The 23,574-nt window shown below is 26.3% G+C and carries 23 protein-coding genes and 1 other RNA gene; 9 read left to right on the top strand and 15 right to left on the bottom strand.

Going from position 1 to position 23,574, the window contains the following annotated elements:
* Positions 1–5: 5 nt before the first annotated feature.
* Genes CRU93_RS09970 through CRU93_RS09960 form a run of 3 tightly spaced genes read right to left on the bottom strand, consistent with a single transcriptional unit; the run spans position 6 to position 3,486 of the window.
* Positions 6–1,892 (bottom strand): PAS domain-containing sensor histidine kinase, encoded by a 1,887-nt coding sequence (locus CRU93_RS09970; RefSeq protein ID WP_129104060.1) that lies wholly within the window; start codon positions 1,890–1,892, stop codon positions 6–8.
* Positions 1,889–2,806, bottom strand: coding sequence for a cytochrome-c peroxidase (locus tag CRU93_RS09965; protein ID WP_129104059.1), 918 nt, complete (start codon positions 2,804–2,806; stop codon positions 1,889–1,891). Before CRU93_RS09965 ends, CRU93_RS09970 begins: the two co-directional genes overlap by 4 nt.
* A 50-nt stretch (positions 2,807–2,856) precedes the next feature.
* The gene (locus CRU93_RS09960; RefSeq protein WP_129104058.1) at positions 2,857–3,486 is read right to left on the bottom strand and encodes a LysE family translocator; all 630 of its coding nucleotides are present in this window, start codon (positions 3,484–3,486) and stop codon (positions 2,857–2,859) included.
* 96 nt (positions 3,487–3,582) lie between these two features.
* On the opposite strand from CRU93_RS09960, the gene CRU93_RS09955 reads away from it, so the two are divergent.
* From CRU93_RS09955 to CRU93_RS09945, 3 genes are read left to right on the top strand one after another with little or no spacing between them, the layout of a single operon-like run.
* Complete coding sequence (locus tag CRU93_RS09955; protein WP_129104057.1) at positions 3,583–4,980, top strand: phosphomannomutase/phosphoglucomutase; 1,398 nt, start codon at positions 3,583–3,585, stop codon at positions 4,978–4,980.
* Positions 4,955–5,671 (top strand): carbon-nitrogen hydrolase family protein, encoded by a 717-nt coding sequence (locus CRU93_RS09950; RefSeq protein WP_129104056.1) that lies wholly within the window; start codon positions 4,955–4,957, stop codon positions 5,669–5,671. Before CRU93_RS09955 ends, CRU93_RS09950 begins: the two co-directional genes overlap by 26 nt.
* Before the next feature lie 4 nt (positions 5,672–5,675).
* Complete coding sequence (locus CRU93_RS09945; protein ID WP_129104055.1) at positions 5,676–6,125, top strand: low molecular weight protein-tyrosine-phosphatase; 450 nt, start codon at positions 5,676–5,678, stop codon at positions 6,123–6,125.
* A gap of 170 nt (positions 6,126–6,295) precedes the next feature.
* Here CRU93_RS09945 and CRU93_RS09940 read toward each other — a convergent pair whose 3' ends face one another.
* The gene (locus CRU93_RS09940) at positions 6,296–6,685 is read right to left on the bottom strand and encodes a hypothetical protein (protein ID WP_129104054.1); all 390 of its coding nucleotides are present in this window, start codon (positions 6,683–6,685) and stop codon (positions 6,296–6,298) included.
* A 2-nt stretch (positions 6,686–6,687) separates the two neighbouring features.
* Positions 6,688–7,461 carry an OmpA family protein gene (locus CRU93_RS09935; RefSeq protein ID WP_129104053.1) on the bottom strand — a complete coding sequence of 258 codons (774 nt, stop codon included), beginning with the start codon at positions 7,459–7,461 and terminating at the stop codon, positions 6,688–6,690.
* 183 nt (positions 7,462–7,644) lie between these two features.
* Between CRU93_RS09935 and hcp the strand changes: the two genes are divergently transcribed.
* The gene (hcp, locus tag CRU93_RS09930; RefSeq protein ID WP_129104052.1) at positions 7,645–8,970 is read left to right on the top strand and encodes a hydroxylamine reductase; all 1,326 of its coding nucleotides are present in this window, start codon (positions 7,645–7,647) and stop codon (positions 8,968–8,970) included.
* A gap of 19 nt (positions 8,971–8,989) precedes the next feature.
* On the opposite strand, the gene CRU93_RS09925 is transcribed toward hcp, so the two are convergent.
* The 5 genes from CRU93_RS09925 to purB form a co-directional block, all read right to left on the bottom strand.
* Complete coding sequence (locus CRU93_RS09925) at positions 8,990–9,748, bottom strand: nitroreductase family protein (RefSeq protein ID WP_129104051.1); 759 nt, start codon at positions 9,746–9,748, stop codon at positions 8,990–8,992.
* A gap of 2 nt (positions 9,749–9,750) precedes the next feature.
* Positions 9,751–10,008, bottom strand: a complete 258-nt coding sequence (locus CRU93_RS09920; RefSeq protein ID WP_129104050.1) for a hypothetical protein — start codon at positions 10,006–10,008, stop codon at positions 9,751–9,753.
* 332 nt (positions 10,009–10,340) lie between these two features.
* The gene (locus CRU93_RS09915; protein ID WP_129104049.1) at positions 10,341–11,372 is read right to left on the bottom strand and encodes a ribonucleotide-diphosphate reductase subunit beta; all 1,032 of its coding nucleotides are present in this window, start codon (positions 11,370–11,372) and stop codon (positions 10,341–10,343) included.
* A gap of 81 nt (positions 11,373–11,453) precedes the next feature.
* Entirely contained in the window at positions 11,454–13,838 is a 2,385-nt protein-coding gene (locus CRU93_RS09910; RefSeq protein ID WP_129104048.1) for a ribonucleoside-diphosphate reductase subunit alpha, read from the bottom strand.
* 35 nt (positions 13,839–13,873) lie between these two features.
* On the bottom strand, positions 13,874–15,202 hold the full coding sequence (purB, locus tag CRU93_RS09905; protein WP_129104047.1) for an adenylosuccinate lyase: 1,329 nt from the start codon (positions 15,200–15,202) through the stop codon (positions 13,874–13,876).
* A 127-nt stretch (positions 15,203–15,329) separates the two neighbouring features.
* Here purB and CRU93_RS09900 point away from each other — a divergent pair, with 127 nt between their 5' ends.
* Positions 15,330–16,229, top strand: a complete 900-nt coding sequence (locus CRU93_RS09900) for an RluA family pseudouridine synthase (RefSeq protein ID WP_129104046.1) — start codon at positions 15,330–15,332, stop codon at positions 16,227–16,229.
* A 32-nt stretch (positions 16,230–16,261) separates the two neighbouring features.
* Positions 16,262–18,157: a cache domain-containing protein gene (locus CRU93_RS09895; protein WP_129104045.1), complete on the top strand. Its 1,896-nt coding sequence runs from the start codon at positions 16,262–16,264 to the stop codon at positions 18,155–18,157.
* Here CRU93_RS09895 and CRU93_RS09890 read toward each other — a convergent pair.
* A complete protein-coding gene (locus CRU93_RS09890; RefSeq protein WP_129104044.1) occupies positions 18,149–18,571 on the bottom strand; it encodes a YqaA family protein in 423 nt (140 codons plus the stop codon). The genes CRU93_RS09895 and CRU93_RS09890 overlap by 9 nt on opposite strands.
* The gene (locus CRU93_RS09885) at positions 18,568–19,485 is read right to left on the bottom strand and encodes a DMT family transporter (protein ID WP_129104043.1); all 918 of its coding nucleotides are present in this window, start codon (positions 19,483–19,485) and stop codon (positions 18,568–18,570) included. Before CRU93_RS09885 ends, CRU93_RS09890 begins: the two co-directional genes overlap by 4 nt.
* A 148-nt stretch (positions 19,486–19,633) precedes the next feature.
* On the opposite strand from CRU93_RS09885, the gene ffs reads away from it, so the two are divergent.
* The 3 genes from ffs (at position 19,634) to CRU93_RS09870 (ending at position 21,601) form a co-directional block, all read left to right on the top strand.
* Positions 19,634–19,730: signal recognition particle sRNA small type (gene ffs, locus CRU93_RS09880), an RNA gene on the top strand.
* A 409-nt stretch (positions 19,731–20,139) separates the two neighbouring features.
* Entirely contained in the window at positions 20,140–21,156 is a 1,017-nt protein-coding gene (locus CRU93_RS09875) for a DNA-binding protein (RefSeq protein ID WP_128991815.1), read from the top strand.
* A gap of 1 nt (position 21,157) precedes the next feature.
* Positions 21,158–21,601: a type II toxin-antitoxin system death-on-curing family toxin gene (locus CRU93_RS09870; RefSeq protein ID WP_129104042.1), complete on the top strand. Its 444-nt coding sequence runs from the start codon at positions 21,158–21,160 to the stop codon at positions 21,599–21,601.
* 94 nt (positions 21,602–21,695) lie between these two features.
* On the opposite strand, the gene CRU93_RS09865 is transcribed toward CRU93_RS09870, so the two are convergent.
* From CRU93_RS09865 to CRU93_RS09855, 3 genes are read right to left on the bottom strand one after another with little or no spacing between them, the layout of a single operon-like run.
* A complete protein-coding gene (locus CRU93_RS09865) occupies positions 21,696–22,457 on the bottom strand; it encodes a class III extradiol ring-cleavage dioxygenase (RefSeq protein ID WP_129104041.1) in 762 nt (253 codons plus the stop codon).
* A gap of 38 nt (positions 22,458–22,495) precedes the next feature.
* A complete protein-coding gene (locus CRU93_RS09860) occupies positions 22,496–23,065 on the bottom strand; it encodes a YceI family protein (protein ID WP_129104040.1) in 570 nt (189 codons plus the stop codon).
* Between the two features lie 40 nt (positions 23,066–23,105).
* Entirely contained in the window at positions 23,106–23,558 is a 453-nt protein-coding gene (locus tag CRU93_RS09855) for a MarR family winged helix-turn-helix transcriptional regulator (protein WP_129104039.1), read from the bottom strand.
* Positions 23,559–23,574 lie beyond the last annotated feature (16 nt).

Genomic DNA, 23,574 nt, shown 5'->3' with positions numbered 1-23,574 from the left:
ACTACCTAATATTTGATTTTTGTAGGTATCTTAATAGTAAACTCTGCACCTTTATACTCAATATTTTCATATACATATGATACATTTTTTACATATATTTTTCCATTAAAATGTTTTGAAATAATTTCATAAGTCATATAAAGTCCAACTCCTGTACCTTGACTTTGATGTTTTGTAGTAAAATAAGGTTCAAAAATTTTATCAATTATCTTATCATCAATTCCATTTGCATTATCTTTTATTTTAATAATTAGATTTTTTGTATCATCACCATAAGCATTCAAAAATATTAGCTTTCTACTTTCTTTTGTTAGGTTTCTTTTTGTTGCATCTTGTGCATTATTAAAAAGATTTACTAAAGATTGTATAAGTTCATGTTCTAGACCTTCAATACTAATATTTTCTATATTTTTAATAAGTTCTATTTTATTTTCATTAAATTTATAACTTAATAGATTAAATACTTTATTTATAGTCTCTTTGATATTAAATAGTCTGTTTTCATTATCTGTTTTAAAAAAATTTTTGAAATCATCAATTGTTTTTGATAAGTACTGAGTATTATCTATAATAGAATCCATAAGTTTATTAAAAGTCTTATCGTCTAAAGAATCAAACTCTTTATTTAATTTTATTCCGCTTGCTGCAGTTGAAATAGCTGATAAAGGTTGTCTCCATTGGTGAGATATACTATCAAGTAATTCATGCAAAGCTACCATTTTTGCTTGTTGCATCAAGATATGTTCTTTGTTTTTTAATTCTTTTTCTATTTTTCTTTCATTTGTTATATCAAGTTTAATAGCTAAAAACTCAAGAATATTACCTTTTTCATCAAAAATAGGAGATATTGAAGCTTTTTCATAAATCAACTCTTTATTTTTTGTTTTATTTATAAACTCTCCCATCCATCTATGCCCTGCATATATAGTTTCATTTAGATTTTTATAAAAACTTTTACTTTGTAGTCCAGATTTTAGAATTGAAGCTTTTTGTCCAATAATTTCACTTCTTTCATATCCACTATAATTTTCAAAATTATCATTTACATACTTTATTATCTTATTATAATCGGTTATCATAATAATATTATCACTATTTTGTACTGCTGTTTTGAACCTATTTAATTGAATTTTTTGATAAGCAATTTTTGAATAATAATATAAAAATATCAATAAACTAACTGCAAATATTATAATAATACTCCATAATACAAGTTTCAAATCATTAATAAATACATATGAATAATTATTGTATTTTTTTTCAAACTCTTCTAATTTTGATTTTAATTCAAGATTTTTTATATTTGTTGTTAGTTTATTAAATCTGTTATAATAAAATAAAATATTTTTAGCATGTTCTATAAATATCTTTTCAAAATCACTTTTAATTTTGATTTTTTCTATGTTTGTTTTAAGTTTATTTATCTCTATTTCACTATTTAGCTCTAAGCCTATTAATTTTGTATATATTTTACTTAATTTAGCTTCTGGTGATTTTTCATATATAGTTTGAATATATCTATAAGAATTATTTAAAACAGCACTTGAAGATTTTAGTTTTTCAATATTTATTATTTTCTTTTCAAATAGTTTATTTATATGTTCAAAATCAGGTTTTAAAGAGTTTAATTCATTGTTTAGAAGTTCACTTTTTTTTATCTGTTTTATTATTGATTTTATTTTAAAAATATCTTTTTGAATTAAATCAAAATTATTATAAGAAATACTACTTGACATAAAAATATTAAAATTTTTATTTGTCAAAACAAGATCAGAGATATTTTTTTGCATCTTAAAAAAATCATCTATTCTACTATTTGAATGAATTGTTGTAAAAATCAATATAAATAACAAAAATATAAAACTAGAAACTATAAAAAATATCTTTTTCATTTATTATCCATTATTTTAGGTTTATGTCCAGTTAAAGTATCCAAAAATTTTACAATTTTATCAACATCGCTCTTTTTAGGTTTTATCCCTAATTGATATTCCATCATTATTGATACTGCTTTTCTTAAAGTTTTTGCTGAAGCATCATGGAAATATGGAGCAGTTTCACTTATATTTCTTAATGTAGGAAGTTTAAAATAGTTTTTATCATCTATATCTTTTGTAACTTCATATCTTCCTAAATCTTTTGTTTTATACTTTTTTAAAATTCCCATTTTTTGAAAAAGGTTTCCACCAATATTTATTCCATTATGACAAGATATACAACCATAATTTTTAAATAGTATATAGCCTTCATACTCTAGTTTACTTAAAGCTTTTTCATCACCTTTTAAATATCTATCAAATTTACAATTAGGTGTTACCAAAGCACTTTCAAACTCTGCAATAACATCAACTAAATTTTTTTTTGTTAAACCATCTTTAAATAGTAGATTGAATTGTTTATTATAATAGTTATCTTCTTTTAGCTTTTTTACTACGTCATTTAAAGATGAATTCATCTCTATTGGATTGTGAATAGGTGCAGAAACTTGTTCTTTTAAGTCTTTTACTCTACCATTCCAAAATTGAGTAAAATTATATTTGCTATTTAATACAGTAGGGGAGTTTACTTTTCCTTTTTTATTACCAACGCCAATAGAAAAATCTCTATTATCATCCCCTCCATTTTCTATATCATGACACGAAGCACAAGATATTGTATTATCTTTACTTAATCTAGTATCAAAAAATAATTTTTTTCCTAATAGAGCCTTTTGTAGATTATAATTTTGCTGTACTTTTATAGGTGAAATTAATTCTTTTGGATATAATGAAAAAATTGTTAAAAATAATAATATTATAATGTTCATATTATTATTTTATCACAATTTTTATAATAATACTAGTATCAAAAGTGTCATTATCTATGGGTAAGAGCCAATTTTATACCAAGGCTTACTAATACAAAAGAGGTTGCAATATTCATATAAGTTACGATTTTTGGTTTTTGAAGCAGTTTTGAACTTAGCATATTTGCAGCAACTCCTATGCAAGAAAAGACAATAACAGTAAGTAACATAAAAATCAATCCCAAGATTATCATCTGTAAAGGTACATTTCCATTTTCAACACTTACAAATTGTGGTAAAAAAGCTAAAAAGAATATTGATACCTTTGGATTTAAGATATTCATAATAAATCCTTTTAAGTATAATGCTTTTAATCCTTTTTTGGAACTATGTGCTGTTAAATCAAGTGGTTCATTTCTATGAATAAATACTTGATATGCAATATAAAGTAAATACGCAGCACCTAAATACTTAACAATATCAAAAGCAATTTGTGAAGTTTTAAAAATTACTGATATTCCAAATGCTGCTGCACTTGTATGAATAATAAGTCCTGTACATAATCCTAAAGTAGTAACCACAGCTGCTTTTTTTGATTTTGTCATTCCTTGAGTTATAACATAAATATTGTCAGGACCTGGCACTAAACACAGTAAAAAAGATGCTAATATAAACATATATAAATTGGATAATTCTATCATTTTTTCTCCTTTAAAAAATTTATTATATCATAAATAAAGTTATTACTATTAAAGCTTCAAACGATATAATTATGAAAAAATATTGCTGAGGGCATTATGATAAAAAAATCGATTTTTAGAGAGTACGACATTAGAGGAATTGTTGATCAAGAATTAAATGAACAAAGTGTGAAACTTATAGGATATTATCTTGGTTTAGAAGTAAAAAAAAGAACAAATGAAAAGCCTTATGTAGTTATAGGATATGATGCAAGAACACACTCGCCATTACTATTTGAGTATTTAACAAGTGGTTTTAATAAAGCTGGAGTAAAAGTTCTAGGAATAGGATTAGTTGCAACTGGAGTTAATTATTTTGCATCTTATCAAGAGTTTAATGGGATTAGACCAAATGCTTCTGTTATGATAACAGGAAGTCACAATCCTAGTGAATATAATGGCTTTAAAATCACTATAAATAATAAGCCATTCTTTGCAGATGATATTTATAAACTTGGTGATGAAATCATTAAAAATCAAGATTTAAAAATAGAAGATCATAAACAATATGAAAAAATTAATGCCAAAGCTTTATATATAAACTATATGGTAAATGAGTTTAAAGATTTAAAAGGTTTTGATGTTCCATTTGCAATTGATTGTGGAAATGGAGTTGCAAATACTGTTTTATGTGAGATATTAGATAAACTAGAATTAAATTATGAAGGTTTATATTGTAAACCCGATGGCACTTTCCCAAATCACCACCCAGACCCAAGTGTTGAAGAAAATTTAAAAGATTTACAAGAAGTACTAAAAGGTGATGCAAAATTTGGTTTTGCTTATGATGGAGATGCTGATAGAATAGCTTTTTTAACTAAAAAATATAATGTAAAAGGTGATATTTTAGCATTACTTTTTGCAAAAACTATGAAAAATCCTATTGTTGTTGGTGAAGTTAAATGTACACAAGTAATGTATGATTTAATAAATGAGATGGGAAAAGCCATCATGTACAAAACTGGACATAGTAATCTAAAAGTAAAACTAAAAGAAGTAAATGCCCACCTTGCAGCAGAAGTTTCAGGACATATTTTCTTTAATGATAGATTTTTTGGTTTTGATGATGCTGTTTATGTAACTTTTAGAATATTAGAACTTCTAAAAAATGGAATGAATATAGACAAAGAGATAGAAAAACTTCCTAAAACATACTCAACAGAAGAGATAAAAGTAAAAACAACTGAAGATGAGAAATTTGCACTTGTAAATAAAATAAAAGAATTACTTGAAAATCCTCCAGCAACATTTCCTAAGATTGTAGATATTATAGATGTAGATGGTGTAAGAATAAACTTTAGACATGGGTGGGGACTTGTAAGGGCATCAAATACAACACCAGTTCTTGTAACAAGATTTGAATCAACAGATGAAAAAACAGCAGTTGAATATGAAGAAGAAGTAAATAAACTTATACAACAAGCAAAAGATGAACTTAGTAACACTTCAAACTAATATAAAAGATGATTTTGAACAAAATCTAAAAAATATTATAAAACAAATAAATACTTGTAAGGATAATGACTTTATTCTTGCAAGTGAACTTGCTTTAACTGGTTACTCTTATGATAATTTAGAAAAAGCAGCAAACTTTAGTGAAAAAGCAATTTTGAAACTACTTGAAGCATCATCAAATAAAAAAATTGGTATTACTTTAATAGTAAAAGAAAATGGCAATTTTTTTAATAGATTTTTTCTTTTTTATAAAACAAAAATTTTATATTTTCAAGATAAATATAGATTATTTGAACTTGGAAATGAGACAAAATACTTTACAAAACCAAAAGATGATAAAAAAATTAAAATATATAAAATTGGTGAATTAAAAGTAGCCACTCTTATATGTTTTGAACTTAGATTTACTAAATATTGGGATAGATTAAAAGGTGCAGATATAATACTTGTACCTTCAATGTGGGGGAAAGATAGAAAAGAGCATTATGAAACACTTACAAAAGCACTTGCAATAGCAAATCAATGCTATGTAATGGCTTCAAATAGTGCATATAAAGCTTACTGTAAAAGTAGTGCAATTATAGATCCCTTTGGAGAATCAATATTAGATGATTCTAAAGAAGTTTTATCTTTAGAGTTTAATAAATACAAAATAGAGCAGATGAGAAAATATCTGAATGTAGGAATATAAATTTATGGAAAAAGTAAAATCAATAATATTTGTGTGCTTAGGTAATATTTGTAGATCACCCATAGCAGAAGGTATTGCAAAAAAATATGCAAAAGATAATAATTTAGACTTGATAATTGATAGTGCAGGAACAGGAAGTTGGCATATAGGAGAAAACCCTTGTGATAACTCAATTAAAGTTGCATTAAATAATGGAATTGATATCTCAAGACAAATAGCAAGACAAGTTAGACTTGAAGACTTCTATGTTTATGATTTGGTTGTTGGACTTGATGATAAAAATATGAAAGATTTGAAAAGAATAGGGTGCAAAAACCCCGTAAAACTAGGTTCATTTGGTTTTAACGATGAAGATGTACCTGATCCATTTTTCTTTGAAGATTTTAAAGGATTTGATAAGGTTTATTCTATGATAGATTGCTGTGTGAAGGAACTAATTAAACAAAAGTGTTAACTTTTGTTTATATAATATTATATCTTTGAAGAAAAAGAATAGTTAAAAACCCAACTAAATGAAATCCTGCTGTTGCCATATACAAATAAGAATACTCAGTTATCATAACTCTTACCTCGTTTTAAAAGATAATATAATTATAATTTATACTGATTTCAATTTAGTTACATTCAAACACTTGTTTTTGAGTAATTTTTAGCTTGTTCTACCCAGTTTTCCTCTTTTATTCTATCATTTATATCAAGATAGTTTTCAATCCACTCACAATTTTTATCTGTCCAGTTTGATATTTGATCAAAATGAAAAATTCCCATATGATTTAACTGTGCTTCAATAAAGGAATCAATCCCTTCTATTTGTTTTAAATCATCTTTTCCAGCTGGTCTTGGACAACTAAATATCAATGGTTTATTATAAATATTTCCAACTTTTTTAGATGATGTATCTACTGATGCATACTCTTGTCTTCTTGTCGCTTTTCCTATTAAAAAACCTATTAAAAAACCTATAAATGCTGCAATAACTAAACATATTACAATTTTTGAAGCTATTTCTATCACAACTATTCTCCTATAATATTAAATTCAATTCTATTAATTAATTTGACTTTATCTTGAATTAAGGGTATTTTACTTCCATAACCTCGCCCTTTCATTCTCCTTTTTGAAATACCTCTTGAAATCAGCTCTTTTTTTATATTTGCTGCTCTCATAACAGATATATATTTATTGTACTTTTCATTATTTTTGTCAATCAATACATGCCCAGCTATTTCAAACTTCAAATTTGGATTATCATTCATTATTTTAATTATTTTATTTAATATCTCATCGTTCTTTTTTGTATATTCAATCTTCTCTTTTCCTACAAATACAAATTTTTCATCTCTCATAATATTATATAATTTATCTTGAATTGCTTTTGACTTTGGTGATAGTTCATAATAGAAAAACTCACCATTTGAACGTCTGTAACCTTTATCTATTCTAATTAATTGTATTGGTTCAGGTTTTTTAATTTCTTCTTTTTTATTTATACTGTCTTGATTAGTTATTTTTTCACTAGAATTATCTAGTTTTTCATCAATAACTTTTTGTTCATCAATATTATTTTTTAGATTTTTTTCTTGATTATCAGATTGTAAAAGGGGTGGCTTTTCTGATTTATTTTCTGTAGGAATAGTTGTTTGAATCTTACTATTCGTTTGATCTTTTACAACTTTAGACTCGGCTATAAGACCTTCATCCATAAACTCTTTAGTATGTCTATATACACATGAAACTATTAGCAATAATAGTAACAAAGTTAATAAAAAAATTTTTTTACCTAAATTCATTTATACCACTCTTTCCATGAAATTTAATTATTATATCTTAAGTTTTCTAAGAGGAGGTAAAAGCAAGAGCTAAAATTAATAAATTACTTTATTATAAAATAAACATTTTAAATGTCATTGATTAAAATCAATGCACTAATTTACCTTAATTAATATAATAAATAAAAAAATTAAGGAAAAAATATGAGTATGTTTTGTTATCAATGTGAGATGAGTCAAAAAAATGGCTGTGGAAGTAGTGGTGCTGTTGTTGGCACTTGTGGAAAAGATGAAAACTTATCAAAATTACAAGATATAATGATTTTTGGACTTAAAGGATTAAGTGCTTATAGAGAGCATTTAAATGAATTAAATCCCCAACAAACAAAACAAATAGATGATGTAATTAGTGAAACTTTATATTTTACGCTTACAAATGTAAATTTTAATTTTAATGACCATATAAATCAACTAATGAAAGTTGGAAGTGCAGCAGTTGAAGTTATGGACAAACTATCAAATAACCATACTTCAAGATTTGGTATACCAACACCTGTAAAAGTTTCTCAAAACAAAGTTGAAGGTAAAGCAATTTTAGTTAGTGGTCACAACTTAGATATGTTAGAAAAACTACTAATAGCTACAAAGGATAAAGGAATTAATATATATACTCATTCTGAAATGTTACCAGCACATGGATATCCGCAACTAAGAAAATATAAACACCTAAAAGGAAATGTAGGAAAAGCATGGTTTGACCAAGCAGAATTAATGAAAAAATTTACAGGTACATTTGTAGTAAATACAAATTGTATCGTTCCTCCAAAGAAAAACTGCGATTATTTAGATAGATTATTTACATATAAAATTGTAGGAGTAGAAGGTGCAAATAAAATAGAAGATGATAACTTCGATGAACTAATCAAAAGAACACTTGAATGTAAAGATGCAAATGGAATTGATTTAAATGAGGATAGTTCATTAGTTACAGGACACCATTATAAAACAATACTAACATTAGCACCTCAAATTTTAGAAGCAATTAAAACTAAAAAAATAAAACAGTTCTTTGTAGTTGCAGGTTGCGATGCACCAGGTAAACCAGGAGAATACTATAGAGAATTAACACAAAATCTTCCAAAAGATACAGTAATTTTAACTTCTAGCTGTGGTAAGTTTAGATTTAATGATATAGATTTTGGAACTATTGAAGGTACTGATATTCCTAGATATTTAGACTTAGGACAGTGTAATGATAGTAATGGTGCAGTAGAGATAGCAAAAGCATTAAGTCAAGCCTTACAAACACCTATAAATGACCTTCCAATATCTATTGTACTTTCATGGATGGAACAAAAAGCAGTGGTGATTTTACTTGCACTTTTCTCACTTGGAGTAAAAAATATTCATTTAGGTCCAAAACCACCTCAATTTGTAAATGAAGATATATTTGAGTTTTTAAGCCAAACATTTAATCTATCTCTTACAACAAATGCAAAAGATGATTTGAAAAAACTATTAATAGCTTAGAAGATAGGTAGCTTTGAAGCTACTTATCACTATCTTCAAAAATGAAACCTTGTTTCTCAAAAGTTTTTTGTACATCTCTTGTATAACTTTTAGTATAAAATCTTGCCATATCAAGATTGTATGAAGTTTTATAATCCATACCATTTGCTTGTCTAAAATCTTTTAGCATTTTTTCATACTCAAAAATACCTTTTTTTGCTTTTTCATCATCATATTTATCTTCAAAAGCAAAAGACTCAAGTGGAATTCTTGGTTTAAGAGGTGCATTTTTTGCACTTTGTGTAGGAACACCTAAAGTTGATCCAACTAATGGATAAGTGTTTTTAGGTAAATCCAAAAGCTTTATAAATTCATCTGGACTTAATCTTACTGCACCAATTGCTGTAGTTGCATAACCTAAAGACTCAGCTGCTGTTTGTAAAGAACTTAACATAATACCAGCATCAACTGAACCAACAATAATACCTTCAGCTGATTTTTGAATCATCTGCTCTTGCCCAATTGAGTCTAAAGCATGAGAGATTCTATTGTAGTCAATTACAAACATAAAAAATACATCACAATTTTTAATATGCTCTTGATTTGCACAAAGTTCACTTATTTTTTTTAATTTTTCTTTATCTCGTGTATAAACTATTGAAATTTGTTGTCCATTTACTGAAGTAGGACATCTTTGTGCTGTTTTTAATATAAGATTTAAGTCTTCATCGCTTACAGACTCACCTGTAAATTCTCTAATGGAATGTCTATTTGATAACTGTTTTATAATTTCATTCATATTTAATCCTCGTATAATAAATCTATCCAAAAATATTTATTTGAAGCACCTTTTTGTACAGGTTTCCACCCATAAGAAATAGAGTGCATATATAAAGTATCATTTACAAGTTTAAATGTAAACTCTTTTTGTATTTTTTTTGAAAAAATCTCATCAAAAATTACATGTAAATACTCACCATCTTCTTCAAATGAGTAGTTAAAATCATTCAAATCCATAATCTGAGCTCTTAAAAAATCTTGTGTTTTTTCTTTTAGCATTTATATCCTTTTAAATATGTGTTATTTTAAACATAAATAGCTTTTAAAGTGATTATTATGTTGATTTAATGGTTTTGTTAAGGTGAGTATTTAAATGGCTTATTTTATAAAGAATAATACTTTTTTATTGAAAAAAGTATTACAAAAAGCAACCAGCTAATTGTTAATTTCTTATTATATATTAAACTAAAAGAGTTTTAGTGATAGTTATTTTTTGAAAGTTCAAGGCTAGAGTGATAATTTTATTAGGAACTTACTATTGTAAGTGAGTGATGAAATTTCCGCGATAACGCAGAAATTTCTAAAAAGAGCTATTAATAAAACTCTTTTTTTTAGAAGTCGTCAAAATTAATCGAACCTTTTGAGTAGTTTACAACATTTCCTTCAAAGAAGTTAGTTCTTTGGTCATTAAATGAAGCATAGCCATCAACCCAAGGAATAGGGTGTTTTACATTATACATTGGTTTATATCCAACTGCTTCTAATCTTTTATCTGCTAAGTGTTGAATATATTGTGTAATAATTGCATCTGTAAATCCTAGAATTTGTCCTTGTGTGATATATGTTCCCCAAGATGACTCAAGTTCTACAGCTTTTTTAAACATGCTTCTTACTTTTTCTTCTAAATCAGAAGTAAATAATTCTGGTCTTTCTTTTCTTGTTGAGTTAATCATATTTTGGAAAAGTAAAAGATGTGTTACTTCATCTCTTTGAATAAATCTAATCATTTGAGAACTTCCAAGCATTTTACCTGATTTACCAAGAGCATAAATTGCTGCAAATCCTGCATAGAAATATAACCCTTCTAAGATTTGATTTGCAAACATTGCCAATACTATTTGTTCGTCTGTAATCATCTCTCCATCGCCTGCTGCTAAGCTTTTATATACATCTGCAATATAGTTGTTTTTTTCTCTTAATTTAAGATCTGTTTTCCACATATCATAAATTTCATCTGTATTATCAGAAATTGATTCTACCATTACTGCGTATGATTTTGAATGATTTGCCTCTTCATAAGATTGTCTTGAAAGGCATGCATTTACTTCTGGTGCAGTGATGTATGGATTGATATTATCCATTAGATTATTTGTTTGTAAAGAGTCCATAAAAATAAGTTGTGAAAGTACTAAATCATACATTCTTTTTTCTGCTGGACTTAGATATTTATAATCTTTAGCATCATTTGTCATTTGAACTTCTCTTGGAAACCAAGTATTAGCTTCCATAGTATCCCAAAGATTCAATGCCCATTGGTATTTCATTTTAGTGAAGTTAATCATACCATCTGGATTTCCACCAAAAATTCTTCTATCTGTTAAGTTCTCTTTTGAGTCTGGGTTATATATCGTTTTTCTATCCATTAGGATTTCCTCTAAAATTTAAAATATGTTTATCTTATAACAATTAATTATACTTTTGTACTTGTAAAGTGTAAGGTTATCTTATTGACAACCTGCACACTCCATACTTCTATCTTCAACGTCATTATTGGCTTCTGGAGATTGACTTCTTAGATAATATGTAGATTTAAGTCCTAGTTTCCAAGCTAATGTATATATATCATGTAGATATTTACCACTTGCTTTATCCAAACTCATAAAGATATTTGTACTTTGACCTTGATCTATCCATTTTTGTCTAATTGAAGCTGCTTTTATAATATCTGTTTGTTCAACTTCATATGCTGGAATATAATATTGCCAAGTTTCTGGACTAAGTTTTGGAACAACAACGGGAATAAGTCCACTTAAGTTCTCTTCATACCATTTTCTTTTATAAACTGGTTCTATTGCTTGAGTTGTACCTACAAGAATAGAAATAGATGACGTTGGAGCAATAGCCATTAGGTAACCATTTCTCATACCATCTTTTTTAACTTGTTCTCTTAATTGCTCCCAATCATAACCACCATCAAATAAATCTTTTGTTACTAAAGCTTGTACTGCTTGAGGTGCATGATCATGAGGCATAATACCTTTTGACCAATTTGAACCTTCAAATGTAGGATAAACTCCTTTTTCAGCTGCAAGTTCACTTGAAGATTTAATTGCATTATATGAAATTGCTTCCATTACTGAATCAATCTTTTTAAAGTGTTGCTCACTACCAAACATAATTTGGTGTTCTGCTAACATTTGTGCTTCACCCATAACACCAAGACCAATACTTCTTGATTTTAAGTTAGTTGCTTTTACTTTTCTTAATGGATAAAAGTTTAAATCAATTACATTATCAAGCATTCTAATTGCAGTTGGTACAACTCTTTCAATATCCTCTTTTGTATTTATTTTAGAAAGATTAATTGAAGCAAGATTACAAACTGCTGTATCTCCATCAATTTTTTCTTTTTCTACAATAAATACTTTTTTACCGTTTATAGAATCAAGTGCAGTTATTTTATTTGCTTTTTTTTCTTGCCCTGCATCTACTTTAATAATATCATTTTCTTCATATGTTTCAATAGTTCCATCTTCAAACTCTAATTTTATTTTATAGTGGTTAGGGTTTGTATTTTGGAATATTTCTGTACAAAGATTTGAACTTCTAATATGTCCAACATGTTGATTTGGATTTACTCTATTTGCATTATCTTTAAAACATAAAAATGGACTTCCCGATTCAAAATATGAAGTTAAGATTTTTTTCCATAAATCTTTTGCTTTCATTGTATCTTTTGTCAAAGTCTCATCTTGTTCATACTCTAAATATTTTTTCTTAAACTCTTCACCATGAAGTTCACTTAAATCTTTTACTTCATATGGATCAAATAAAGTCCAGTGAGAATCTTCTAAAATTCTCTCCATAAATAAATCAGTTATCCAAAGTGCAGGGAATAAGTCATGTGTTCTTCTTCTTTCCTCACCTGAATTTTTCTTTAAATCAATGAAATCAACAATATCCATATGCCAAGGTTCAACATATACTGCAATTGCACCTTTTCTAGTTCCTAGTTGGTCAACTGCAATTGCTAAGTCATTTGTAATTTTTAAGAAAGGAATAATTCCTCCTGCAGCACTTTTGTGGTTATCTATTACTCCACCTAAAGCTCTGATTTGGTTCCAATCCCAACCAATACCACCACCATATTTAGAAAGTAGTGACATCTCTTTATATCCATCAAAAATACCTTCAATATTATCTGGACTTGAACCAATATAACAAGATGAAAGTTGATGTCTATTTGTTCTTGCATTTGATAGTGTTGGAGTTGCTAACATAACTTCAAATTTAGAAATTACGTCATAGAACTCTTTTGCTTTTTGTTGTTTATCTTCTTCATCTTGTGCTAAGAACATAGCTATTGCCATAAACATGTGCTGTGGTAGCTCTATTGGCTCACCTTTTTTGTTTTTAATTAGGTATCTATCATAAAGTGTTTTAATTCCAAGATAATTAAATAAAAGGTCTCTTGAAGGGTCAATATAATCATTTAAATCATCTAAATCATACCCTTCACCAAGTGCAGGAAGTAATCTTTCTGCTTTTTTACCAAATTTTAAATATTCTGAAATATGACAATAAGGATCACCTTTTACACCATGAGTCTCTTTACCAACTCTATGATATAAATCAAACAAAAATAATCTTGCAGCAACAAAAGTCCAATTTGGAACATCAATATCAATTTTTTCAACAGCTGTTTTTATCAATGCATCTTGAATATCTGATGAACTCATACCATCAACAAATTTAATCTTTGCATCTAATTCTAATTCACTCTGGCTTACACCATCTAAATTTTCTGTTGCTTCAATTGTCATTTTTTGAATCTTAGTAATATCTAAGATCTCTTTTCTACCATTTCTTTTTTGAATCATTATTGTCATTATTGTTGCCTTTTTTTGTGTGGAATTATTATAAATTATTTAAAAACTCTGTTAAAAATTGCATCTACATTTTTTGTATAGTAATCATAGTTGAAACATTCTCTAATTTGTTCTTCACTTAATTTAGCTCTTAAATCCTCATCAGATAATAAGTGTTCTAAATATATAGACTCACCTTTATCATTTGTTGTTGGTTTGTCATGTTGAATTTCTTCCCAAACTTTCATTGCATTTCTTTGTACGATTTTATATGCATCTTCTCTACTTACACCTGCTTTTGGTAATTCTAGTAATACTCTTTGAGAGAATACTAATCCACCAGTTAAATTAAGATTTTTCATCATATTTTCTGGCATTACTGTTAAGTTTGAGATAACATTGTTCATTCTGTGAAGCATAAAATCTGTTGTAATAAACGCATCTGGTAACCAAAATCTTTCAGTTGAAGAGTGAGATATATCTCTTTCATGCCATAATGCTACATTTTCCATTGCAGGAGTTGCATATGCTCTGATTATTCTTGCAAGACCTGTAATATTTTCAGTTAAAATTGGATTTCTTTTATGAGGCATTGCTGAAGATCCTTTTTGACCTTTTGCAAAAAACTCTTCGCACTCATAAACTTCAGTTCTTTGCCAATGTCTAACTTGAATAGCAAATTTTTCAATTGAACTAGCTAATAATGCAAGTGCTGAAGCAAGTCTTGCATATCTATCTCTTTGAATAACTTGATTTGACGCAGGAGCTGGTTGAAGACCTAATTCTTCACAAGCATACTCTTCAAGTTCTAAAGGAGCATGTGCAAAGTTACCCATAGCACCAGAAATTTGACCAACACTAATAACTTTCATTGTTTGTTCTAAATTTTCTAAGTGTCTTGCCATTTCATCATACCATACTGCAAGAACAAGTCCAAATGTTATAGGTTCACCATGAATACCATGACTTCTACCTACCATTAAAGTAAATTTATGTTCTTGTGCTCTTTTTTTAATAGATTCCATCATCATTTTTACATCTTTGATGATTAATTCTAAAGAGTCTTTCATTTGTAAAGCGACTGCTGTATCAACAGTATCAGAAGAAGTCATTCCATAATGAAACCATCTTGATTCTTCACCAAGTGTTTCAGATACACTTGTTGTAAAAGCAATTAAATCATGTCTAGTTACTGCTTCAATTTCATCTATTCTTTCAACAGAAAAACCAGCATTATCTACGATTTTTTTTGCATCTTCATCAGGAATTAAACCAATTTTATTCCAAGCTTTAACAACAGCTTTTTCAACATCTAGCCATGCTTGATATTTTGCTTGCATAGTCCATTTTGAACTCATCTCTTCTCTTGCATATCTTTCAACCATATTGTAAGTCCCTTGTTTTCTTTTTTATCAATTTTTATTGCTTTTTAATGTATGATATATTAACTAAGTTACCCAAAATTTTTTATTAAAATTTGGTTAATTTAAACTTAATTTTTAGGAAAAGTTTGTGCCTTTTATTTTAAAAAAATATACCGCAATTAGTGGCAAGAAAATACAATATTTTTTATTACAAAATATCTCTTTAAATCCCAAATTATCGCAAAAGTATCTAAGTAAACATAGAGTTTTTGATGAAAATAAAATCCCATATGAAATTGGAGAAAAAATAAGAGGAGATTTCATATATATAGCGCAGTTTGAAGGACATACAAGAGGTCTAAATCCATTATTAAATTTTAATGATTTTGCCCTTTTTGATAAACCATCAAATCTTATGGTACATCCAATTTCAAAAAATACAAAATACTCTTTATTAGATGAAATAAGATACCATTTTGGAGAATATGCAAACCTTGCTCATAGAATAGATGCAGAAACTTCTGGACTTATTATTGTTGCAAAAAATAAGAAAAGTGAAGTAGAATTAAAAAATATGTTTTTAGAAAAAAAATATAAAAAATCATACCTTGCAATTGTTGAAGGTAAAATTGAAAAAACCATAAAAATAGATAGTAAAATTTTAAAAGAAGGTAAGCAAATTGGGGTTAGAATGACAACATCATATGAAGAAGGAAAAGAGTCTTTAACATATATAAAACCAATAAGCTACAATAAAAAAAAGAATATATCATTAGTAGAAGCTATTCCTCATACAGGTAGACAGCATCAAATAAGAGTTCATCTATATTCAATTGGACATAGAATTGTAGGAGATCCTATTTATGGAGTTGAAGATGAAATTGCTGAAGGATATTTAAATAAAACCTTAGAAAAAGAATTAAGAGCCCAAAAAACAGGAAGTTATAGACTTTGGTTACATGCTAATTATTTAGAATTTTCATATAAAAATAGAATTTATAAGATTTTTTCAAAAAATAACTTATTAAAAAATCACTTTAACATGTGAATTTTTAATTATAATTATATATAATAGTCTTAATGATAAAAAATAATGAAAAAAGAATATTACAAATTATAAAATATGCTCCAATTGTTTTTATAATTTTATTATCAATGTTAATTACATATTTACTCTTATTAAATAATCAAAATTACTATAAAAAAGAAATAAGAAAAATAGAGACAACTTTCACTCAACAAAGTAAAGAAGAGATACAATTAGAAGTAAAAAAATTCTATCAGTATATAATGTATCAAAAAAATAAGAGTGAAGATGAGTTAAGAAAAGAACTTAAAAATAGAGTAGATGAAGCATATACAATAGCATATAATATATATTTAGAAAACAAAACAAAAGATAAAACTGTTATTTTAAAAATGATAAAAGATGCACTAAGGCAGATTAGATTTAATAATGGAAGAGGGTATTACTTTATACATGATATAAAAGGAAATAATCTACTTTATCCATTAAATGAAAATCTTGAAAATAAAAACTACCTACATTTAAAAGATACAAATGGCTATAACTTCGTAAAAAAAATAATCAATACTATAAAAAATAAAACTGAAACATTCGATACATATTATTGGAGCAAACCAAAAAAAGAAAAAGAAAGGATATATAAGAAAATATCATTTTACAAATATTTTAAACCACTTAATATATCAATTGGAACAGGGGAGTATTTATCAGATTTTGAAAACTCTATAAAAGAAGATATTTTAAAATATATAAATAAAATAAACAAATTAAATGAAAGATATCTTTTTGTAATTAACTACAATGCAAAGGTTTTAGGACATAAAAACCTTAAAAAATTGAAGAAAAATTATGAAATAAAAAATAAAGAATTATTTAAAAAGATAGTTAATTTAGCAAAAAAGAAAGAACATGGTTTTTTGACATATAAAGAACACATGACATCAAATAAATTAAAAGAAAAAACTTCATATATTATAAATATTCCTCAATGGAAATGGATAATAGGAATGGGATATTATAAAACAAAATTAGAAAAGTTAATACAACAGAAAAAACAAGAAGCTTTAAAATATAAAAAAGTATATATTACTAATATATTACTAATTAGTTTTTCAATTACAGTTATTTTATTGATTATTTCTGCATATATGTCAAATATAATAAAAAGAATATTTATTGAGTATAAACAGAAAGTATATGAAGAGATTACTAAGAATAGACAAAAAGATACACTATTAACACAACAATCAAAAATGGCAACAATGGGAGAAATGATAGGAAATATAGCTCATCAATGGAGACAACCTTTATCTTTAATATCAACTGCAGCATCAGGAATAAAAGTTCAAAAAGAGTTTGGAGTTTTAAATGATAAAGAATTTAATTCTGATATAAAAATTATAATTGATGCAACTTTACATCTATCAAGAACAATTGATGATTTCAAAAACTTTTTTAAACCAAATAAAAATAAAACAACATTTACAACATCATCTATACTAGAAAAAAGTATTAGTTTAGTTTCTACACAATTTAAATCAAAAAATATTAAGTTGATTAAAAAAATTGAAAATGTAGAGCTAACACAATTAGAAAATGAACTAATTCAAGTACTAATCAATATTTTAAATAATGCAAGAGACCAACTTATGATAAAAAATATTGAAAATAAAATTATCTATATTCAAACATATAAAAAACAAAATAATATTATTTTTAGCATAAAAGATAATGCTGGAGGAATAAAATTAAAAATAATGGAAAAAATCTTTGATGCATATTTTACGACAAAAAAGAATGATAATGGAACAGGAATAGGTCTTTATATGAGTAAAGAGATTATTGAAAAACATATGAATGGTGAAATATTAGTAGAAAATAGTATGTTTGAAGCAAATAATAAAAAATATTATGGGGCGAACTTTATAATTAAAATTCCATTAACTTAAATATAGCGTTAGTAAACATAAAAAAAGATATCTCAAAAATTTAGATATAAAAACAATTAAAAGAAATTTTTTGAAACTATATTTAAAAACACCTGCAATTAAAGTAATTGGATCACCAATAATAGGAGCCCAAGATAAAAATAGAGAATAAAATCCATATTTATCAAAAAAGATTTTGTATTTGTCTATTTTTTTAGAATCTAAAATCTTTTTTTTAATTAAAAACTCTTCTCCTTTTAAACCCAAAAAGTAATTAATTATTGAACCTAGAACATTACCAGTTGTTGCAAACAATAATAATAAATAAATATTGTAACCATCTTTTATATTTAATATAAGTAAAGCCTCACTTCCCATAGGAAAAAGTGTAGCTGAGACTAAACTTACAACAAATAATAAAAGATAAGTACTCATATTTTTTTGAAAAAATTAAATATTTTTTTTGGTATTACAATTTTTATTTGAGATATAAATACTCCAAATAAAATTACCGCTGAAGCACTTATTTCTTGAAATGAAAGTTTTTCTTTTAATATAAAATAAGCTAAAAGAAGAGTAAATACAGGAATTAAATTTATATAAATAGATACTTTTGAGGCATTTATTTTTGTTAATGCAAAATTATATAAACCATACCCACCTAAAGTAACAATAACACCTAAATAAATAATCCATAAAAAGCCTTCCATATTAAACACAAAGTCATGATTTATAACTTCATAAGTTGCAAATGGTAAAAAGAATATTGCACCAATAAAAGCTTGACTTGCAGTAATAAAAAGTGCAGAGAACTTATTTGTTAAATATTTTGCTACTATTGTATATCCCGATGCACAACACATAGCTAAAAACTCTAAGAAATTACCTAATATTGGATTTGGTGCACTAAGAGAAGTTACAGCTTCTAAACTTAACCAAATAGAACCAAAAACAGCTAAAAAAGAGCCAAAAATAAATTGTTTAGATACTAACTCTTTTAAAAATATAACTGCTAAAACTCCTGTTATTAGAGGTACTAAAGAAGTAATCATTCCTGCTTGTGAAGCTGTTGTTAATTGTAAAGCATTTACTTCAAATAAAAAGTATAAACAAGGTTCAAATAAAGATAATAAAACTATATACATTAAATCTTTTTTTGTAAAATCATATTTAATAAACTCTTTTATAAAAATTACAAAACACAATGAAGCAAAAACCATTCTAACAAATATTATTGTATAAGGATTATAATATTCAAGGGCAACTTTTAATCCAATAAAAGAACTACCCCAGATAAACATTGCAAAAATTAATGAGATTATTCCAATAAAGCTGTATTTAGTATTCAATTTCTACTCTTTTATAAAATTATAATGGAGTTATATCTAAAATTTCTTAAATTTTACTTTTTAATTTAAAAGTAGTTTTAAGTTTTTTGATGTATAATACGCTCCTTAAAGAAAAGCACTGAAAATATCAAGGTATTTTGAGTGCTCTTCTTTAGACCCTTGCAATCATTTTTTAAGACAACGCCCCAGGGTGGGAACACAGCAAGGCACCTTACTTAGTGGTGTGCTTGGGTATCTGGAGAAGAGTGCTTTATAGCACTCTTTTTTTTTGTCTACTAATCTTCGAAAATGTAGCTTTCCATTGATAAATTAGAATAAACAATCTCAATTAATTTTATCCAATGTACCATTGATGTAATGATATGAAAAAATTTCTAAAACATTAGTAGATATAAAACTTAAAAATCTCAAGCCTAAATAACTGAAGTTGATGGATTATTGTTAAACCTTCTGGAAAAAACTATGAAAATTTAAATTTGCAAGTTCAAGTCAATCTGACAAAAGGGAAAAGAACAACTTTGAATTAATCGGTGAACAATAGCTAAAATTTGAAAAATAAATTATTATCATTATATAATATTAAAAAAGTATTCATCTAAACTACTTAAAGGTATAATCTAGAAAAGTTTTTTTAATAAAATAAAAAGAGAAAATATGAAAAAAGATTTAACTTCATCAACTACTAATAGACAAAATATTTTAAATAACGGTTATGCCATTGAAAAAATAGAAGAAAACCTAAATTTAGGTGGATTATATTGGAAGAATGAAGCTATTTTTAGTAAAGTTAAAGTAGCAGAAATATTAGATGTAAATGTTCGTACTATTGAAAGATACTTAGAAAATCATAATGAAGAACTAACTAAAAATGGATATAAAGTTCTTAAAGGTTTAGAACTTAAAAGTTTTAAGAATTATCTCTCCGACATTGGTGTCGGTGACATATCACAAAGTCCTTCTTTAGGGTTATTTACCTTTCGTACTGTATTAAACTTAGCAATGTTAGTTACGGAGAGTAAAAGAGCAAAAGAAATAAGAAATAAAATATTAGATATTGTATTGGATGTTATGGCTGAAAAATCAGGTGGACATACAAAATTCATTAATCAAAGAGATGAATCATATCTACCTTCAGCATATAAAGAATTTAGTTATAGAAAAGAATTCACTGATGCATTAGATTTATATTTAGATTCAAATAGTAAATGGAAATATGCAACTTATACAAATAAAATATATCAAATTATTTTTCTAGAAAATGCAAAGGAATATAAAAAAATATTATCTTTAAAAGATAAAGATAGTGTAAGAGACACTATGTATGCAGAAGTTCTTAATGCTATTGCCTCTTTTGAACATGGAATTGCTACTGAAATGAAAGAAAAATTTGAAGATTTAGGAAGAAAATTATCTACAGATGAATTAAATCACCTTTTTGATAAAGCAGCTAAAAATCCATATCTTACTCCACATATTAATGATGCTAGAGCTAAAATGGCAAGTCGGGATTTATGCTTCAGAGATGCATTACATGAAAAACTTGAAAATTACGTGGAATCTGTTCCTAAAGTGGATTTTGATAAATTCTTAGGAGAAAAAAGTAAAACATTAGAAGAAAGACTTTCAGACCCAGAAACACTAGCTATTTTAAAACGACTAAAAGATAGATAATATGAGTTCAACAATATTTTATTTTGATATAAAACATGCTATTGAAGTACATGATTGGATTATAAAAAAAAGTGGTGGCTTGTGTGGAAACAGAGAAATTCATTTACTTGAAAGTGCTTTAGAACATATTCAACATGATTTATATTATCCTACAATTGAAGAAAAATTAAAACATTTAATAATTGCTGTAAATAAATTTCATCCATTTAATGATGGAAATAAACGTTCTAGTTTAGTACTAGGGGCATATTTTTTAGAAATTAATGGATATGATTATTGTATAAAAAGATTTATGTATCATATGGAAGAAATTGTAGTTTGGCTCGCTGAAGGTAAAATAAATGATAAATTATTACTGGAAATTCTAGTATCAATTATTAATGAAGATGAATTAAGTGAATCAACTAAAATGAAAATAATTGAAGCTGTATGGCAAATAAATTAATTTTTTGGTGCTCTAAAAGAAATATTTCTATAAGTACTTATAAAAATTATATAAGAGTCTAAAGAGTGCTTTATAGCACTCTTTTTTTTGTCTGTTAATCTTCGAAAATGTAGCTTTCCATTGATAAATTAGAATAAACAATCTCACTATTAAAACTTTTAGCTTTATAGCTTTTTGAAGTACCTAAAGCAATTAGCATTGGAAGAAAATGCTCTTTAGTGGGGTGGTTTTGCTTAAAGTACTCTATATTTTCATAATTCAATAACTGCTCTTTGTCACCTGTTTTTAAAATTTGTTTTATTTTTTCATTAAAAGTATATGCATACTTTTTAACAGGAGCATCTAAACTTGGGTATAAATCATATAAATTATGAGTTATTGAACCACTAAATATTAGTAGAGCTTCATTTCTTAAACTTCTTAGACTTTGTCCCAATAAAAATAGTTTTTCTGCACTATAACCAAGTGGCAAACTAATATTTATTACAGGTATATCAAGTTTTTTATACATCATTGCTAAAACTGTCCATACTCCGTGGTCAAAGCTATCTTTGTTACTTAATCTAACATCAAAACTTTGTAATTTATCTAATACTTTATTTGTATATTTTAAATCACTTTTTATTTTATATTTGTATTCATATAACTCTTTTTCAAAGCCATAGAAATCATACATTATTTTATTTGCATTAGGACTTATTATCTCTAAACTTCTAGTTGACCAGTGTGCAGAAACAATAACTATATATTTTGGATTTTTTAAAACGTTTGTTATATTTTTTAGACTTTTTTTTGTTGTGTTATCGTGTAAAATTGTATTAGGGCCACCGTGTGATATAAATAAAGATGGAATCATGGCTTTACTCCTAAATATAAAGGGGAAATCCCCTTTAATTATTTAGCTTGGATACCTTCTAATTCGATATTTAATTTAACGTTTTCACCAACCATTACACCACCAGCTTCTAGTGCTTTATTCCAGTTTAATCCAAAGTCTTTTCTATTAATTTTTCCGCTTAATTCTAAACCAACTCTTTGATTTCCCCATGGATCTTTAACAGTTCCATTGTTTTCAAAATCAAAAACTACATCTTTAGAAACACCTTTCATAGTTAATACACCATATGCTTTATCATCTTCAACTTTTTTTAATTTAAAAGTTAATTTAGGGAAGTTCGCTGCATCAAAGAAATCTTTTGATTTTAAGTGACCATCTCTTTTTTTATTTTCAGTGTTAATAGATGCAACATCTACATTACCAGTTAAACTTTTTAATGTTTTTGTTTTTTCATCATATTCAAAAGAACCACTAAATTTATCAAATTTACCTGTAACATTTGAAATCATTAAGTGTTTTACTTTAAAACCAACATTTGAATGCGATGCATCAACATTATATGTTCCAGCGAATAATGAACCTGCTGCTACTATTGAAACTAAACCTAATTTTACTAAATTTTTCATTTTTTTCCTTTGTTCTAATTAGTAATTTTTATTTAAATTTTTAATTTGCTTTATACACTTTATTTAGAAGCTCATATAAGCTATTTAACTCATTATCATCTAAAACTTCAAGGGAATCATGAAGATTTTGGGCATGAGAAGGAAACACACTTTTTATTATATCTCTACCTTTAGACGTAATAGTTAAAATAGAAGCTCTACTATCATTAGGATCTTTAACTGAAGTAATCCAGCCATCTCTTTTTAAGTTCCTAATTACTACTGTAATGTTACCTGGTGTACTCATTGTAAGTTTTGTAATTGAACTTACATTTAAATCACCTCTATGGTACAATACTTCTAAAACTTTAAACTGATTGAATGTAAGGTTGTGATTTGCTAAATAATTTACAGTCATATTATGAAGTTTAAGACTTGCTCTTTCTAGTCTTACAACTGTCTTCATAACTTTATCAGTTCTTTTTCCATAACTTTTAAGACTTGTTTTTTGCATCATTTTCCTTTCATTT

This window comes from Arcobacter sp. CECT 8985 (assembly GCF_004116495.1).
Classification (GTDB): Bacteria; Campylobacterota; Campylobacteria; order Campylobacterales; family Arcobacteraceae; genus Malaciobacter.
This window is presented reverse-complemented; position numbering and strand designations above follow the sequence as displayed.